Origin of the sequence: Campylobacter sp. RM10537 (assembly GCF_022369435.1) — a bacterium.
In the GTDB taxonomy this organism is placed as follows: Bacteria; Campylobacterota; Campylobacteria; order Campylobacterales; family Campylobacteraceae; genus Campylobacter_D; species Campylobacter_D molothri.
Map to the genome: position 1 here is coordinate 591,953 of NZ_CP059597.1, position 14,170 is coordinate 606,122.

General features: G+C 27.6%; 16 protein-coding genes. 13 read left to right on the plus strand and 3 right to left on the minus strand.

The genetic code is table 11. The features are described 5' to 3' along the window. The first annotated feature begins 51 nt into the window (after positions 1 to 51). The 5 genes from CMOL_RS03010 to CMOL_RS03030 all read left to right on the plus strand — a co-directional run bounded on the left by CMOL_RS03010 (position 52) and on the right by CMOL_RS03030 (position 4,576). Entirely contained in the window at positions 52 to 1,101 is a 1,050-nt protein-coding gene (locus CMOL_RS03010) for a quinone-dependent dihydroorotate dehydrogenase (RefSeq protein ID WP_239820644.1), read from the plus strand. After that, positions 1,098 to 2,339 (plus strand): M16 family metallopeptidase, encoded by a 1,242-nt coding sequence (locus CMOL_RS03015; RefSeq protein WP_239820645.1) that lies wholly within the window; start codon positions 1,098 to 1,100, stop codon positions 2,337 to 2,339. The genes CMOL_RS03010 and CMOL_RS03015 overlap by 4 nt, the downstream gene beginning before the upstream one ends. Beyond that, a complete protein-coding gene (gene dapA, locus CMOL_RS03020; protein ID WP_239820646.1) occupies positions 2,340 to 3,236 on the plus strand; it encodes a 4-hydroxy-tetrahydrodipicolinate synthase in 897 nt (298 codons plus the stop codon). Beyond that, positions 3,236 to 4,015 carry an enoyl-ACP reductase gene (locus CMOL_RS03025; RefSeq protein ID WP_200279171.1) on the plus strand — a complete coding sequence of 260 codons (780 nt, stop codon included), beginning with the start codon at positions 3,236 to 3,238 and terminating at the stop codon, positions 4,013 to 4,015. The genes dapA and CMOL_RS03025 overlap by 1 nt, the downstream gene beginning before the upstream one ends. Positions 4,016 to 4,153: 138 nt before the next feature. After that, entirely contained in the window at positions 4,154 to 4,576 is a 423-nt protein-coding gene (locus tag CMOL_RS03030; protein WP_239820647.1) for an ATP-binding protein, read from the plus strand. Here CMOL_RS03030 and CMOL_RS03035 read toward each other — a convergent pair. Together CMOL_RS03035 and CMOL_RS03040 are read right to left on the minus strand one after the other, a co-directional pair. Beyond that, the gene (locus CMOL_RS03035; protein ID WP_239820648.1) at positions 4,562 to 4,870 is read right to left on the minus strand and encodes a hypothetical protein; all 309 of its coding nucleotides are present in this window, start codon (positions 4,868 to 4,870) and stop codon (positions 4,562 to 4,564) included. The genes CMOL_RS03030 and CMOL_RS03035 overlap by 15 nt on opposite strands. A gap of 9 nt (positions 4,871 to 4,879) precedes the next feature. Further along, a complete protein-coding gene (locus CMOL_RS03040) occupies positions 4,880 to 5,476 on the minus strand; it encodes an MBL fold metallo-hydrolase (protein ID WP_200282133.1) in 597 nt (198 codons plus the stop codon). 64 nt (positions 5,477 to 5,540) lie between these two features. On the opposite strand from CMOL_RS03040, the gene CMOL_RS03045 reads away from it, so the two are divergent. From CMOL_RS03045 to CMOL_RS03065, 5 genes are all read left to right on the plus strand, one after another. Further along, entirely contained in the window at positions 5,541 to 6,293 is a 753-nt protein-coding gene (locus CMOL_RS03045; RefSeq protein WP_239820649.1) for an NAD+ synthase, read from the plus strand. Beyond that, positions 6,290 to 7,213, plus strand: coding sequence for a tetraacyldisaccharide 4'-kinase (locus tag CMOL_RS03050; RefSeq protein WP_200282137.1), 924 nt, complete (start codon positions 6,290 to 6,292; stop codon positions 7,211 to 7,213). The genes CMOL_RS03045 and CMOL_RS03050 overlap by 4 nt, the downstream gene beginning before the upstream one ends. Next, positions 7,210 to 8,619 carry a threonine synthase gene (gene thrC / locus CMOL_RS03055; RefSeq protein WP_239820650.1) on the plus strand — a complete coding sequence of 470 codons (1,410 nt, stop codon included), beginning with the start codon at positions 7,210 to 7,212 and terminating at the stop codon, positions 8,617 to 8,619. Before CMOL_RS03050 ends, thrC begins: the two co-directional genes overlap by 4 nt. Then, complete coding sequence (gene kdsB, locus CMOL_RS03060) at positions 8,616 to 9,347, plus strand: 3-deoxy-manno-octulosonate cytidylyltransferase (protein ID WP_239820651.1); 732 nt, start codon at positions 8,616 to 8,618, stop codon at positions 9,345 to 9,347. The genes thrC and kdsB overlap by 4 nt, the downstream gene beginning before the upstream one ends. 62 nt (positions 9,348 to 9,409) lie before the next feature. Further along, positions 9,410 to 10,180 carry a transporter substrate-binding domain-containing protein gene (locus CMOL_RS03065; protein WP_239820652.1) on the plus strand — a complete coding sequence of 257 codons (771 nt, stop codon included), beginning with the start codon at positions 9,410 to 9,412 and terminating at the stop codon, positions 10,178 to 10,180. A gap of 35 nt (positions 10,181 to 10,215) precedes the next feature. Here the strand turns inward: CMOL_RS03065 and fliP are convergent, their stop codons facing one another. Then, on the minus strand, positions 10,216 to 10,962 hold the full coding sequence (gene fliP, locus CMOL_RS03070) for a flagellar type III secretion system pore protein FliP (RefSeq protein ID WP_200282148.1): 747 nt from the start codon (positions 10,960 to 10,962) through the stop codon (positions 10,216 to 10,218). Positions 10,963 to 11,119: 157 nt separating this feature from the next. Here fliP and glmU point away from each other — a divergent pair, with 157 nt between their 5' ends. The 3 genes from glmU to CMOL_RS03085 are packed head-to-tail and all read left to right on the plus strand — an operon-like array spanning position 11,120 to position 14,168. Then, entirely contained in the window at positions 11,120 to 12,409 is a 1,290-nt protein-coding gene (gene glmU / locus CMOL_RS03075; RefSeq protein ID WP_200282150.1) for a bifunctional UDP-N-acetylglucosamine diphosphorylase/glucosamine-1-phosphate N-acetyltransferase GlmU, read from the plus strand. After that, positions 12,406 to 13,560, plus strand: coding sequence for a bifunctional phosphopantothenoylcysteine decarboxylase/phosphopantothenate--cysteine ligase CoaBC (coaBC, locus tag CMOL_RS03080; protein ID WP_200282153.1), 1,155 nt, complete (start codon positions 12,406 to 12,408; stop codon positions 13,558 to 13,560). Before glmU ends, coaBC begins: the two co-directional genes overlap by 4 nt. Next, positions 13,557 to 14,168: a hypothetical protein gene (locus CMOL_RS03085; RefSeq protein ID WP_239820653.1), complete on the plus strand. Its 612-nt coding sequence runs from the start codon at positions 13,557 to 13,559 to the stop codon at positions 14,166 to 14,168. Before coaBC ends, CMOL_RS03085 begins: the two co-directional genes overlap by 4 nt. The last annotated feature ends 2 nt before the right edge of the window (positions 14,169 to 14,170 follow it).

Genomic DNA, 14,170 nt, shown 5'->3' on the forward strand with positions numbered 1-14,170 from the left:
TTTTAATTTTGTTAAAATTTTTATATTATTTTTTTATTTCAAGGAAAAACAATGTATGAACAAATAAAGCCTTTACTTTTTAAACTTCAACCAGAATCAGCTCATTATTTAGTAGAGCATTCTTTAAGGGGGCTTAATGCTATTTTTCCAGCTGCATTAGGTTTAATGGCTAAGAAATTTGTTGTAAATGATGCAAGCTTGAAACAAAATTTATTAGGACTTGATTTTCATTCCCCAGTGGGTATAGCGGGTGGTTTTGATAAAAATGGAACCATGATTAAGCCTTTAAGTGCTTTAGGTTTTGGTTTTTTAGAATATGGTACCTTTACTCCTAAACCTCAAGAAGGAAATGAAAAACCAAGAGTATTTCGTTTAGTAAAACAAGAGAGTATACAAAATGCTATGGGTTTTAATAATAAAGGATCATATGAAGTTCGTTCGCATGTATCAAAAGTTTATCCTTTTGCCTTGCCTTTAGGTGCAAATATAGGTAAAAATAAAGACAGTCAAAATGCCTTAGAGGATTATTTTATTTTATTAAAAGAATTTAAAGATTTATGTGATTATTTTGCTATTAATATTTCATCTCCAAATACTAAAAATTTAAGAGATTTGCAAAATGATCATTTCTTGAGTGATTTATTAATAGAAGCAAAAAAAATCACCTCAAAGCCTATTTTTATAAAAATAGCACCTGATTTAGATATTTCTATAGCTATAGCTCTTTGTCAAAAAGCCATAGAAAAAGGCGCAAATGGTTTTATCATTGCTAATACTAGTACAGATTATTCTTTAATTGATAATGGACGAACTTTTGGGGGCATTAGCGGAAAGCTTATTCAAAAGAAAAATGGTCTCTTTTTTAAAGAATTGGCTAAAGAACTTTTCTCGCATACTCTTTTAATTTCTTGTGGAGGTATTGACAGTGGAAAAGAAGCGTATGAACGTATAAAAAATGGAGCTAATTTGATTCAAATTTATACCGCTTTAATTTTTAAAGGTCCAAGTATAGTTAAAAATATTAATCAAGAATTAATTTCTTTATTAAGGCAAGATGGTTTTATGCATATTAGTGAAGCTGTAGGAGCTAATCTTAAATGATTCATTTTGAAAAAATTCGTTTAAAAAATAAACTTGAAGTTTATACTTTTCCTGTTAATAAAAATAGTGATGTAATTAGTGTTGATATTTTTTATAAAGTTGGCTCAAGAAATGAGACAATGGGTAAAAGTGGAATTGCTCATATGCTTGAACATTTAAATTTCAAAAGTACAAAAAATCTCAAAGCTGGAGAATTTGATGAAATTGTTAAAAGTTTTGGAGGATTGGATAATGCAAGTACAGGATTTGATTATACGCATTATTATATAAAATGTGCTAAAAAAAATTTAAATAAAGCTTTAGAACTCTTTGCTGAGTTGATGGCCAATTTAAATTTAAAAGATGAAGAATTTCAGCCTGAAAGAAATGTTGTTTTAGAGGAACGTAGATGGAGAACAGATAATAATCCGCTTGGTTATCTGTATTTTAGACTTTTTAATCATGCCTTTATGTATCATTCTTATCACTGGACCCCAATAGGGTTTTATAAAGATATAGAAAATTGGACTATTGAGGATATTAGGGAATTTCATAGCACATATTATCAACCACAAAATGCTATTTTGGTTGTTAGTGGCGATATAGAGCATCAAGAAGTTTTCAATCTTTCTAAAAAATATTTTGAAAATATTAAAAATATAAAAATCATTCCACAAGTTCATACACAAGAGCCTAAACAAGACGGTGCAAAGAGAATTATTATAAAAAAAGAAACTCAAACTCAAATTCTTGCCATAGGATTTAAAATTCCAAATTTTAAACATAAAGATATACCTACTTTAAATGCTCTATCAGAGCTTTTAGGAAGCGGAAAAAGTTCAATTATAAATGAAATTTTGATAGATAAACTTCATTTAATTAATGATTTTTATGCGTTTGCTAATGATTGCATTGATGAAAATTTATTTATTTTTATTTGCAACTGTAATATAGGAATTAAAGCTGAAGAGGTTGAAAAAGAACTTTGGAAAATATTAGAAAAAATTAAAAAAGGTGAATTCTTAGAAAAAGATTTGCAAAAAGTGAAAAATAATATTAAAAGTGATTTTATTTTTTCACTTGATACAGCGAGTGCAATTTCTAATATTTACGGTTCTTATTTGGCAAGAGGTGATTTAAGACCATTGTTAAATTATGAAGAAAAAATTGAAAAATTAACTCTGTTAGATTTGAAAAAATGTGCTAAAAAATATTTTAGTGAAGAAAATTCCACGACTTTAATTTTAAGGAAGGATTAAATGGATAAAAATATCATCATTGGAGCAATGACTGCACTCATTACTCCTTTTAAAAATAATAAAATTGATGAACAATGTTATGCAAAACTTATCCAAAGACAAATTGATAATGGAATTGATGCCATAGTACCTGTAGGTACAACTGGAGAAAGTGCAACTTTAACTCATAATGAACATAAAGCTTGTATTGAAATTGCAGTAGGGGTTTGTAAAAATACAAAAGTTAAGGTTTTGGCAGGAGCTGGAAGTAATGCAACGCATGAAGCGGTAGATTTAGCACAATTTGCAAGAGATTGTGGAGCCGATGGTATTTTAAGTGTGGCTCCATATTATAATAAGCCAATGCAAAAAGGACTTTATGAACATTATAAAGCGATTGCAACGAGTGTAGATATCCCTGTTCTTTTATATAATGTTCCAGGAAGAACAGGTTGTGATATTGCCACAGAAACTGCTATTAAACTTTTTAGAACTTGTGATAATATTTATGGAATTAAAGAGGCAAGTGGAAGCATTGATAAATGTGTAGATTTGCTTGCACATGAACCTAATATGGTTTTAATCAGCGGAGAAGATGCTATTAATTATCCTATACTTTCAAATGGCGGAAAAGGCGTGATTTCGGTAACTTCAAATTTATTACCAGATAGAATTAGTATGTTAACTCACAAAGCTTTGGAAGAAAACTATAAAGAAGCAAAACAAATCAATGATGAACTTTATAATATTAATAAAATTTTATTTTGCGAAAGTAATCCAATCCCTATAAAAACAGCAATGCATATAGCTGGTTTGATAGAAAATTTAGAATTTAGACTTCCTCTTTGTCCTCCTGGTAAAGAAAACTATGCTAAAATACAAGAAGTAATGAAGCAATATAATATTAAAGGATTTTAATGAATCAAGAATTTCAAGGAAAAACTTTAGTGATTAGCGGTGGAACGCGTGGAATTGGTAAGGCTATTGTGTATGAATTTGCAAAAGTAGGTGCAAATATAGCTTTTACATATAATTCTAATGCACAAATCGCAGAAGAAATGATAAAAGATTTAGAAACAACTTATAAAATTAAAGCAAAGGCTTACGAGTTTAATATTTTAGAACCTGAAACCTATAAAGAACTTTTTGAAAAGATTGATCAAGATTTTGATCGTATAGATTATTTTATTTCTAATGCAATTATTTCAGGTCGTGCAGTTGTTGGTGGATATACTAAATTTATGAAATTAAAACCTAAAGGGATTAATAATATCTTTACAGCGACAGTTAATGCTTTTGTCGTTGGCGCTCAAGAAGCAGCTAAAAGAATGGAGAAGGTTGGTGGAGGAAGTATTATTTCTATTTCTTCTACTGGAAATTTAGTTTATATAGAAAATTATGCAGGACATGGTACAGCAAAAGCAGCAGTTGAGGCTATGGCTAGGTATGCAGCAACTGAGCTTGGAGAAAAAAATATCCGTGTTAATGTAGTTAGTGGTGGTCCTATTGAAACTGATGCTTTAAGGGCTTTTACAAACTACGAAGAAGTTAAACAAGCTACAATTAATTTAAGTCCGCTTAATCGTATGGGGCAGCCTGAAGACTTAGCCGGTGCCTGTCTTTTTCTTTGTTCTTCAAAAGCAAGTTGGGTAACTGGACATACCTTCATTGTTGATGGCGGGACTACTTTTAAATAAATTTTTATCATCTTGAATATTTAAGATGATAAAAGCTAAATTTTTTCTATTTTTGCTATAAATGCTTGTCTTGCATTAGATCCTATAACAAAATCGCTTAAATTTGGTCTTATTGGGTTTTTATATATAGATGAGTTTTTGAATAAAACTTTAAAGTTACTAGAAAGTTCTTTTAGTTTTATAAAAATAGAAAAAAAATTTGAAAAAAAGATTCAATTTTACGGTTTTGAAACTCAATTTTGTCAAGCAATCCTAAACATACTTTGCAATGCTAAAGATATTTTTATAGAAAGAAAAATAGAAAATCCTTGTATGAAAATATCAGCCTTTAAAAAAGAAAGAAATATTGTTATTGAAATTCACGATAATGCAAAAGGTATTATTATATCACCAATAGAAAAAATTTTTGAACCCTATATCAGCAGTAAGCATGCCAATATAGGAACAGGTATAGGCTTATATATGAGTAAAGTGATTATTGAGAAAAATTTTAAAGGCAGTTTATCGGTGAGCAATGAAAATAATGGGGCAAAATTTAGTATATATTTAGTCAATTTTTAATTTCCAACCTAAAAATGCCATTAAGAGGGAAAGGGCTAAAATAAGATCTAAAGCCCAATTTTGAAATCCTATAAACCCAATAGAAAGAACACTATAAAAAAGCCCACCTACAGCACAATAAATACAAATTGTGCTTAGCGAACCATTTTCTGCCATTTTTTTACAAGGACAAATTCTAGAAAATTTTTTTTCATTAAATTGATTTTTTTTACCTTTTCTAAAAAACAAGCCTAATAGAGCAAAAATATTTAAAAATATAAAAAGATAAACTAAAAATAGATCTAAATCGTCCAAAATTTATTCCTAAAAATATCTTAACCAAGAAGGAATGTGTATTTGCTCAGCTTTTAATGTTGTTTCTTTTCCATGTCCAGGTAAAAGTCTAAAATCATTTTCATATTTTAATACTTTTTGTAAACTTTCTTTCATAAGCTCTGGATTGGAAAAAGGAAAATCCCATCTTCCTATACTTCTATAAAATAAAAAATCTCCACTAAACATTAAATTTTGCCCTACAACTTCTATCATGGTGCATCCTGGTGTATGTCCAGGTAGAAAATGGAATTTAAATTCAGTTCCGTTAATATTAAGAATATTTTCATCTTCGACTAAAAAATCTGCTTTACTTGGTTCAAATCCTCTATCCATAGGATCATCTAGCATAAATTCATCATTTTTATGTATGTAAATAGGGATATTATATTCTCTTTTAACTTTTGCATTATCCCATACGTGATCACAATGCCCATGAGTATTTAAAATTGCCAAAGGATTTTTAACATGCTCTTTGATAAATTTTAAAGCCTCAAAACCTGGATCTATGATGATTTCACCTTTTTGCGTTGATAGAATATAACAATTGGTCATATAAGGGCCACAAGCTTGTTGAGTTATTTGCATTTTTTAGCCTTTTTTTTGAATTTTTATATATAATTATATTAGCGAATTATTGTAAAGGTAAGTTATGAATTGTAAACAAATTTTAGAAAATTTGTGTATTTTTATAAAAGAGGAACTTTTAAAAAGTGGTAAAAATAATGTTATTTTAGGACTTAGTGGAGGTGTTGATTCTGCTTTAGTAGCTACACTTTGTAAAAAAGCTTTAGATAAAAATGTTTTTGCACTTTTAATGCCTACGCAATATTCAAGCAAAGAACATTTAAATGATGCTTTGATGCTTTGCCATGATTTAAATATAGATTATAAAATTATTTCTATTGAGACAATTCTTAATACCTTTATTGAACAAAGTCAAAATATAGATAAAATTCGTATAGGTAATTATGCAGCACGTATTAGAATGGCTTTGCTTTATGATTATTCTGTGCTTAAAAATGCTCTTGTGGTTGGCACTTCAAATAAAAGCGAATTGCTTTTAGGTTATGGAACAATTTATGGGGACTTAGCTTGTGCTTTTAATCCTATAGGTGATCTTTATAAAACGCAAGTGTATGAAATGGCTAAATTTTTAAAGATGCATGAAAATTTTATTAAAAAAAGTCCGAGTGCAGATCTTTGGGAAAATCAAAGTGATGAAAAAGAATTAGGTTTTACTTATGAGCAAATAGACTTAGGTTTAAAAGCAATAGAAAATAATGATAAGCAAACTATGGATAAATTAGATGAAAATTTACTCAAAATGCTAAAAACTCGTATTAAAAACAATGCCTTTAAAAGGTCTATGCCTAAAATCGCAAATTTAATGGATTTTAAGTGAGTGAAGATAAAAAATATCAACTTTGGCTAGATCATTATTTTTTTAAACCTAATTTTTTTCAAAAATGTTTAGCGTATTTATTGTTGCCCTTAAGTTTTATTTATGCTTTATTAGCGATTGTAAATACTTGGTTTTTTAAAAAAATAGACTTTAAAAGACCTGTAATCAGTGTTGGAAATTTAAGTTTTGGAGGTAATGGAAAAACACCTCTTTGCAAAGCAATAGCGAGAGAATTTGAAGATGTTTTTATCGTACTTAGAGGCTATAAAAGAAAGAGTAAAGGCTTGATTGTAATTAAATACAAGCATGAAATTTTAACAGATGTTTTGCAAAGTGGTGATGAAGCCATGGAATATGCTTTTGAGGATAAAATTTCAGGTGTGATTGTCAGTGAAAATAGGGTAGAGGGGATCAAAAAAGCTTTTGATTTAGGCGCAAAGATAGTTTTATTAGACGATGCTTTTTCAAAATTTTATATTCAAAAATTTAACATTTTATTAGAGAGTGAAGTAAGGCCTTATTTTAATTTTACTTTGCCTAGTGGGGCATATCGTTTGCCAAAATTTTACAATAAAAAAGCTGATTTTTTGGCACTTGAAAATAGAGATTTCATCCGCTATTCTTATACTAAAGAAAATCCTAAAGCTATATTAATAACAGCAATTGCAAAGCCTTTTAGACTTTATGAGCATTTTATAAAGGCTAGGGCTTGTTATTTTTTTAAAGATCATTACGAATTTAAAAAAGATGAACTTGAAAATTTACTTAAAAAACATAATTGCGATACCCTAATGCTTACTTTTAAAGATTATGTTAAAGTAAAAGATTTTGGTTTTAAGTGTCAAATTATAGAATTAAATATAGAATTAAAAGAAAATTTTAAAGAAAAATTACATCAATATGTAAGGAGTTTTGATTGATTTTAGTTGAAAGTAGAAATATAAACAATAAAGCAGATTTTAAAGAAGCATTAATTAATCCAAGCGCACCAGAAGGTGGACTTTATTCACCTTTAAATTTACCTTATTTTGATGGAGAAAAATATAGTCAATTTTCTTATAATGAATTTGCTTTAAAGTTAATAGAAAGCTTTGAATTTGGTTATGAAGAATTATTTAAAAAAGCTCTTAAAAGCTATGAAAAATTTGATCATAGTTACGCAATAAATTTAAAGAAAATTGAAGATAAAGTTTATATTAATGAGCTTTGGCATGGGCCTACAAGGGCTTTTAAAGATATGGCTTTACAACCTTTTGGAGTGCTTTTAAATGATTTTTCAAAAGATAAAAAAATTTTAATTATGTGTGCTACAAGTGGAGATACAGGTCCTGCGACGCTTAAAAGTTTTGAAAATTTAGAAAATATTAAAGTTATTTGTATGTATCCAAATGGTGGAACAAGTTCTTTGCAAGAGCTTCAAATGAGAGCTTTAGATAAAGGTAATTTAAAAGTTTTAGCCGTTAAAGGAAATTTTGATGATACTCAACGTATTTTAAAAAATTTACTTGCAAAGAAAGAATTTAGAAAAAGTTTAAAAATGCAAGATTATGAGCTTTGTGCTGCAAATTCCGTTAATTTTGGACGTATTTTATTTCAAATTATTTATCATTATTATGCAAGCTTAAAACTATGGGATGAATTTAAAGAAAAAGTTGAAATTATCATCCCTAGTGGAAATTTTGGAAATGCTTTAGGGGCTTATTATGCAAAAAAAATGGGTGCTAAAATTGCAAAAATAAAAATTGCATCTAATGCAAATAATATTTTAAGTGAATTTTTTAACAAAGGTATTTATGATTTGCGTGATAAAATTCTTAAAAAAACTATATCTCCAGCTATGGATATTCTTATTTCTTCTAATATAGAAAGACTACTTTTTGATAAATTTGGTGATTTAAGAACTAATGAATTGATGAATTTGCTTAAAAATCAAAATTATTTTATTCTTGAACAAAAAGAATTACAAAGTTTACAAGAAGATTTTGAAGCTGATTTTTGTGAAGATAATGAGTGCATGAAATTTATAAAAGAGAGTAAAACTTTAATCGATCCACATACTGCTACTTGTTTTAAAATGCTAGATATTTCAAAACCGAGCATTATTACTTCAACGGCTGAATGGACAAAATTTACTCCAAGCATGATTAAGGCAATTTTTAATAGAGATTGTAAAGATGAAAAAGAAGATTTTAAACTTTTGGCTAAAAATTTTAATTTAGAGATCAAGGAAGAAATTTCTAAACTGTTTGATTTAAATTTAAAAAATAAAAAAGTTTATAAAAATGAAGAAATCGAAAATGAAATTTTAGAATGGATAAAAAAATGATTATAATACCTACAAGATTAAATTCAACACGTTTTCCTAAAAAAATTCTTTGCGATATAGGTGGTGTTCCTATGTTTATTGCGACTGCTAAGCAAGTACAAGATATTGATGAAGTTTGTATAGCAGTCGATGATGAAGAAATTTTAGAGCTTGTTAAAAAGTATCATTTTAAAGCTGTTTTAACCAGAAAAGATCATGAGAGTGGTACAGATAGAATCAATGAAGCTTGTCAAAAACTTGCTTTAAAAGAAGATGAAATTGTTATCAATGTGCAAGCAGATGAACCTTTTATAGAAAGCAAGAATTTATTTTTATTTAAAGAATTTGCACATTCTTGTCTGGGTGAAAAAGCTTTTATGGCGAGTTGTTATAAGATCATTGATCAAAAACAAGCTAATGATTCTAATTTGGTTAAAGTGGTTTGCGATAAAGACGATTTTGCTCTATATTTTTCAAGATCAAAAATTCCTTATGAAAGAGAGGATTATCAAGGCAATTTTAAAGGACATTTGGGAATTTATGCTTACAGTGTAAAAGCTTTAAAAGAGTTTTGTGCTTTAGAAAATTCAATGCTTGAAAAAGCCGAAAAATTAGAGCAATTAAGAGCAATTGAGAATGGAAAGAAAATCAAAATGCTTGAAATAAGTACTCAAAGCATAGGTATTGATACCCAAGAAGATTATGAAAAGGCTTTGAAATTTTATAAAAATTTGCAAAATTTTACTTAAATAAATAAGTAAAATTTTATGTATTTTGATACATATTTTTAATTTTAACTTAAGGAGAATTAATGAAAAAAATTTTTTATTTTTTAACGATATTTTTTGCTTTGCATTTAATGGCAAAAGATTTAGTAGTAGGTATGGAGCTTGGTTATCCACCTTTTGAAATGAGTGATAAAAATGGAAAAGCAAGTGGAATCAGTGTAGATTTTTTAGAACAGTTTGCCAAAGAACACGGCTATAAACTTGTAGTTAAAAATATAGCTTGGGATGGTTTGATACCTGCTCTTAAAACTGGAAAAATAGATCTTATTATGTCTTCTATGACTATTACTGATGAACGCAAAAAAGTTGTGGATTTTACTATCCCTTATGCACAAGCTAATTTAGCTATTTTAACTCCTATTAATTCAAAAATTAAAAGTATAAATGATTTAAATAAGAAGGGAGAAATTTTAGCTTTAAAACGCGGATCCACTGGGCATTTATATGCAAATAAAAATCTCAAAAATGCAACAATACATCTTTTTGATAAAGAAAGTGCAGCTATTTTAGAAATTATACAGGGTAAAGCGGATGGATTTTTTTATGATCAACTTACAATTTATAGAACTTGGCAAAAACATCAAGATACCACAAGAGCTATTCTAGCACCTTTTCAAAAAAATCCAGAATTTTGGGGTATAGCTATAAGAAAAGGCGATGTAGAACTTAAAAAAGAATTGGATGATTTTATAAGCAAAAGTAAAAAAGATGGATTTTTTGATTCGCTTGGAGAAAAATATCTAAAAGATGTTAAAGATACTTTTAAAAAGAACCATTTGCAATTTTTCTTTTAAAATTTAAGAAGAGACTTTTTAGTCTTTTCTTAAAATCATGTAACAAAACTTTCTACCAATCTTTGGATTAATAAATTCCAACCATCAACAAGAACAAAGATTAAAAGTTTAAAAGGTAAGGAAATCATTACAGGTGGAAGCATCATCATACCCATAGCCATTAAAACAGAACTTACAACCATATCAATAACCAAAAAAGGCAAGTAAATTAAAAAGCCTATTTCAAATGCTGTTTTTAATTCTGAAATCATAAATGCAGGTACTAAAACAGTTAAAGAAACATCATCAATGGTTTTAGGATTAGGTAAGTGACGTATGCGGTAAAATAAAGCTAAATCTTTTTCGCGAGTATTTTTTAACATAAAATCTTTAAAAGGTTTAATACTCTTATTAAAGGCTTCTTCATAACCAATTTTTTCTGCCAAATAAGGCTTAATTCCTTGATTATAAGATTTTGTAGCTACAGGTTCCATAATAAAAAAAGTTAAAATTAAAGCAAGAGTTACCAATATAGTATTTGGCGGCATACTTTGAGTTCCCATAGCTTGACGCAAAAAAGAAAAAACAACAATCAAGCGTAAAAAAGAAGTCATAACAAAAACTATGCTTGGGGCAAGCACTAAAATTGTCAATACTATAACTATGTTTAAGGTTGTAACAAGTTGATTTGGGGTATTTGGAGCACTAAGGCTTAAATTGACTGTAGGTATAGTTGCTTCAGGTGCTGCAAAAAGAGTGCTAAAAAAGGCACTTGCTATTAATAAAAAAAATATTTTTTTCAAAATGCTAACCTTGGTTTTTGATTTAAAAAACAGGCTTTATTTTAACTTTTGATGACTAAAAAAGAGTTTAAAACTTTTATTTAAAATATCCAAAACTTAACTTTAAAATGTTAAAATAAAGTAAAAATTTTATCATGAAATAAAGGCTTTAAAGATTATGAAAAATTCAATTTTAATTTTAGCAGCAGGTCTTGGCACCCGAATGAAATCACAAAAACCAAAAGTCTTACAAGAACTTTGTCAAAAAAGTATGATTTTACATATTTTAGAAAAAGCCTATGAATTAAGTGATGATGTAAGCGTAGTTTTATCGTATCAAAAAGAACTTGTTGAAAAAGAAATTCTTTCTTCTTTTCCAAAAACAAAAATTTTAGAACAGGATTTAAAAAATTACCCAGGGACCGCAGGTGCTTTAAAAAATTTTAAATCAGATAAAGAAAAAGTTTTAATTCTTTGTGGAGATATGCCTTTAGTTCAAAGTGAAAGTTTAAAGCAATTATTGCAAAATGATGCCGATTTAACTTTAGCTGTATTTCATACAAAAGATCCAAAAACTTATGGGCGTGTATTAATAGAAAATGATAGAGTTGAAAAGATTATCGAATTTAAAGATGCTAGTGAAAAAGAGAGAATGATTGATATTTGCAATGCTGGAGTTTATGCGATTAAAACTGATCTTTTATTTGAAATTTTACCTTTAATTAATAATAATAATGCAGCCAAAGAATACTATCTAACTGATATAATTGCCTTGGCTAAAAATAAAGGAAAGATTATTAAAGCTAATTATGTAAATGAAAATGAATTTATGGGCATTAATGATAAATTCGAATTAAGCATAGCTGAAAATTTAATACAAGAAAAAATCAAAAAATATTGGATGAAGCAAGGAGTAATTTTTCATTTACCTCATAGTACTTTTATAGGTTTGGATGTTGAATTTATAGGAGAATGTGAAGTTTATGAAAATGTAAGGATTGAGGGAAAAAGCAAGATTATTAATTCCATCATTAAAAGTTCTAGCGTGATAGAAAATTCTATTATTGAAAATAGCGATATAGGACCTTTAGCTCATTTGCGTCCAAATTGCGAAATAAAAAATACTCATATAGGAAATTTTGTAGAATGTAAAAATGCAAAATTAAATACCGTAAAAGCAGGGCATTTGAGTTATTTAGGTGATTGTGAAATTGATAGTGGTACAAACATAGGTTGTGGGACTATTACTTGTAATTATGATGGGATTAAAAAGTATAAAACTATTATTGGTAAAAATGTTTTTGTAGGTTCGGATACGCAATTTATTGCTCCTGTAAATATAGAAAATGATGTTATTATTGCGGCTGGAAGTTCCGTTGATTGCAATGTTTCTAGCGGTTCTTTATTTATTAATAGAGCTAATAGAAAAGTAGTTAAAGATTATTTTTATAAAAAATTTAAAAAATGAAAACCATACTTTTAGCAGTTAGTGGTAGTATAGCTTTTTATAAAGCTTATGAGCTTATTTCTTTATTTAAAAAAGAAAATATTAAAGTTAAAGTTTTGCTTAGTCAAGGAGTTTTGAAATTTGCAAACAAATTAAGTTTTGAAGCTTTAGCGGATGAAATTTTATCCGAAGAAAATGAAAGCTGGGAGAATAAAAAAAATCATATAGATTTTAGTAAAGATTGCGATCTTGTTCTTTTTGCTCCTGCAAGTATAAATTCGATTAATAAACTAGCCTTAGGCATAGCAGATAATCTTTTTATTCAAACTTTAATAGCTTCTAATAAACCTTTAATAATTGCTCCAGCGGCTAATACAAATATGTATAATCACTTTAGCACTCAAAATTCTTTAAAATTACTTCAAAAAAATAAAGCTTTAATTATTCCACCTATTTCTAAAGTTTTAGCTTGTAAAGATGAAGGAATCGGAGCTTTAGCAGAAGTTGAAGATATATTTAATATTACAAAAAGAGAGCTTTTTAAAAAGAATTTTTGGCTTAACAAAAGTGTAGTTGTTAGTGGTGGGGGCACAAAAGAAAAAATAGATGATGTGCGTTGTATAGGTAATTTTTCGAGTGGAAAAATGGCAAAATCAATCGCTGATGCTTTTTATTTTTTGGGCGCTAAAGTTATATTTTTAAGTTCTGTAGATTTTAAAACTTCTTATGAAATTTATAAATTTGAAAGTTCAAAAGATTTAAAAATATTATTAGATCGATTTTGTGAAAGTGACTTTTTGATTATGGCAGCTGCAGTAAGTGATTTTATCCCAGAATTTCAAAAAGGAAAAATTAAAAAAAATCAATTTTCAAATGGCTTTGATCTTCATTTAAAACTTAACGAAGATTTGTTAAAAAATGTCAATTTTAAAGGTAAAAAAATAGGTTTTAAAATGGAATTTGATACTAAAAATGCGATAGAAAATGCTAAAAAATCTTTAGTAGAGAAAAACTTAAATTTGGTATGCTTAAATATTTTAAATAAAAAAAATACTTTTGGAAGTGATAAAAACGAAATTCATTTTATAAGTAAAGATGCTTGTGTAAAAAGTGATTTTAAGGATAAAAAAGATTTGGCTTTTGATTTAATCAATTGGTGTGAAAAATTATGATTAATGCTACCTTGCCTATCCAAATGAAGATTTTAGGAAAAACTGGATATGGTCATTATACTTTATTATTAAATCATAAAAGAATTCAAACTAAAAGCATGATTGATTTGGAAATAGGTGCAGAATATTTAGCTGAAATTTATAAAGAAAAAAGCGGGGCAATACAATTTAAACATTTATCAAAGAGACCAGTTTTTACACCTTTTGAAGAAGGTTTGCCTTTGATAGTAGCGATTTTAGAAAACAAGATTAATTATAAAGAATATATTATTTCAAATCTTATAGAATGCAAAAATAGAGAAAAGTATCAAATTTTAAAAGAAATGCTTTTTGCAAGTTTTGAAAATATTTATCACATTCCTTTTATTTTTGAAAACAAAGCTTGTTTGTTTCAGATGAAGAAAAAAACTAAATTTTTAGAAATTTATCTTTATTTCAGTGTTTTTGGTGCTTTAAAAATACTCATCGATAGCCATGGAGTTTCAATTTTTACTCCTTTTTTTAAAGTGCAAAAATTTTTAAATGAACACTTAAAATTTAATGTTATACAAGATAATAAAATTACGCCTTTATTTGTATTTAAGAAACTATTTGATTTTAAGGGGTGAAA

What these genes read in the sequence shown, in the direction of transcription:
- CMOL_RS03010 (WP_239820644.1), top strand. Translation starts at nt 52, where the DNA reads ATGTATGAACAAATAAAGCCTTTACTTTTTAAACTTCAACCAGAATCA.
- CMOL_RS03015 (WP_239820645.1), top strand. Translation starts at nt 1,098, where the DNA reads ATGATTCATTTTGAAAAAATTCGTTTAAAAAATAAACTTGAAGTTTAT.
- dapA (WP_239820646.1), top strand. Translation starts at nt 2,340, where the DNA reads ATGGATAAAAATATCATCATTGGAGCAATGACTGCACTCATTACTCCT.
- CMOL_RS03025 (WP_200279171.1), top strand. Translation starts at nt 3,236, where the DNA reads ATGAATCAAGAATTTCAAGGAAAAACTTTAGTGATTAGCGGTGGAACG.
- CMOL_RS03040 (WP_200282133.1), bottom strand. Translation starts at nt 5,476, where the DNA reads ATGCAAATAACTCAACAAGCTTGTGGCCCTTATATGACCAATTGTTAT.
- CMOL_RS03045 (WP_239820649.1), top strand. Translation starts at nt 5,541, where the DNA reads ATGAATTGTAAACAAATTTTAGAAAATTTGTGTATTTTTATAAAAGAG.
- kdsB (WP_239820651.1), top strand. Translation starts at nt 8,616, where the DNA reads ATGATTATAATACCTACAAGATTAAATTCAACACGTTTTCCTAAAAAA.
- CMOL_RS03065 (WP_239820652.1), top strand. Translation starts at nt 9,410, where the DNA reads ATGAAAAAAATTTTTTATTTTTTAACGATATTTTTTGCTTTGCATTTA.
- glmU (WP_200282150.1), top strand. Translation starts at nt 11,120, where the DNA reads ATGAAAAATTCAATTTTAATTTTAGCAGCAGGTCTTGGCACCCGAATG.
- coaBC (WP_200282153.1), top strand. Translation starts at nt 12,406, where the DNA reads ATGAAAACCATACTTTTAGCAGTTAGTGGTAGTATAGCTTTTTATAAA.
- CMOL_RS03085 (WP_239820653.1), top strand. Translation starts at nt 13,557, where the DNA reads ATGATTAATGCTACCTTGCCTATCCAAATGAAGATTTTAGGAAAAACT.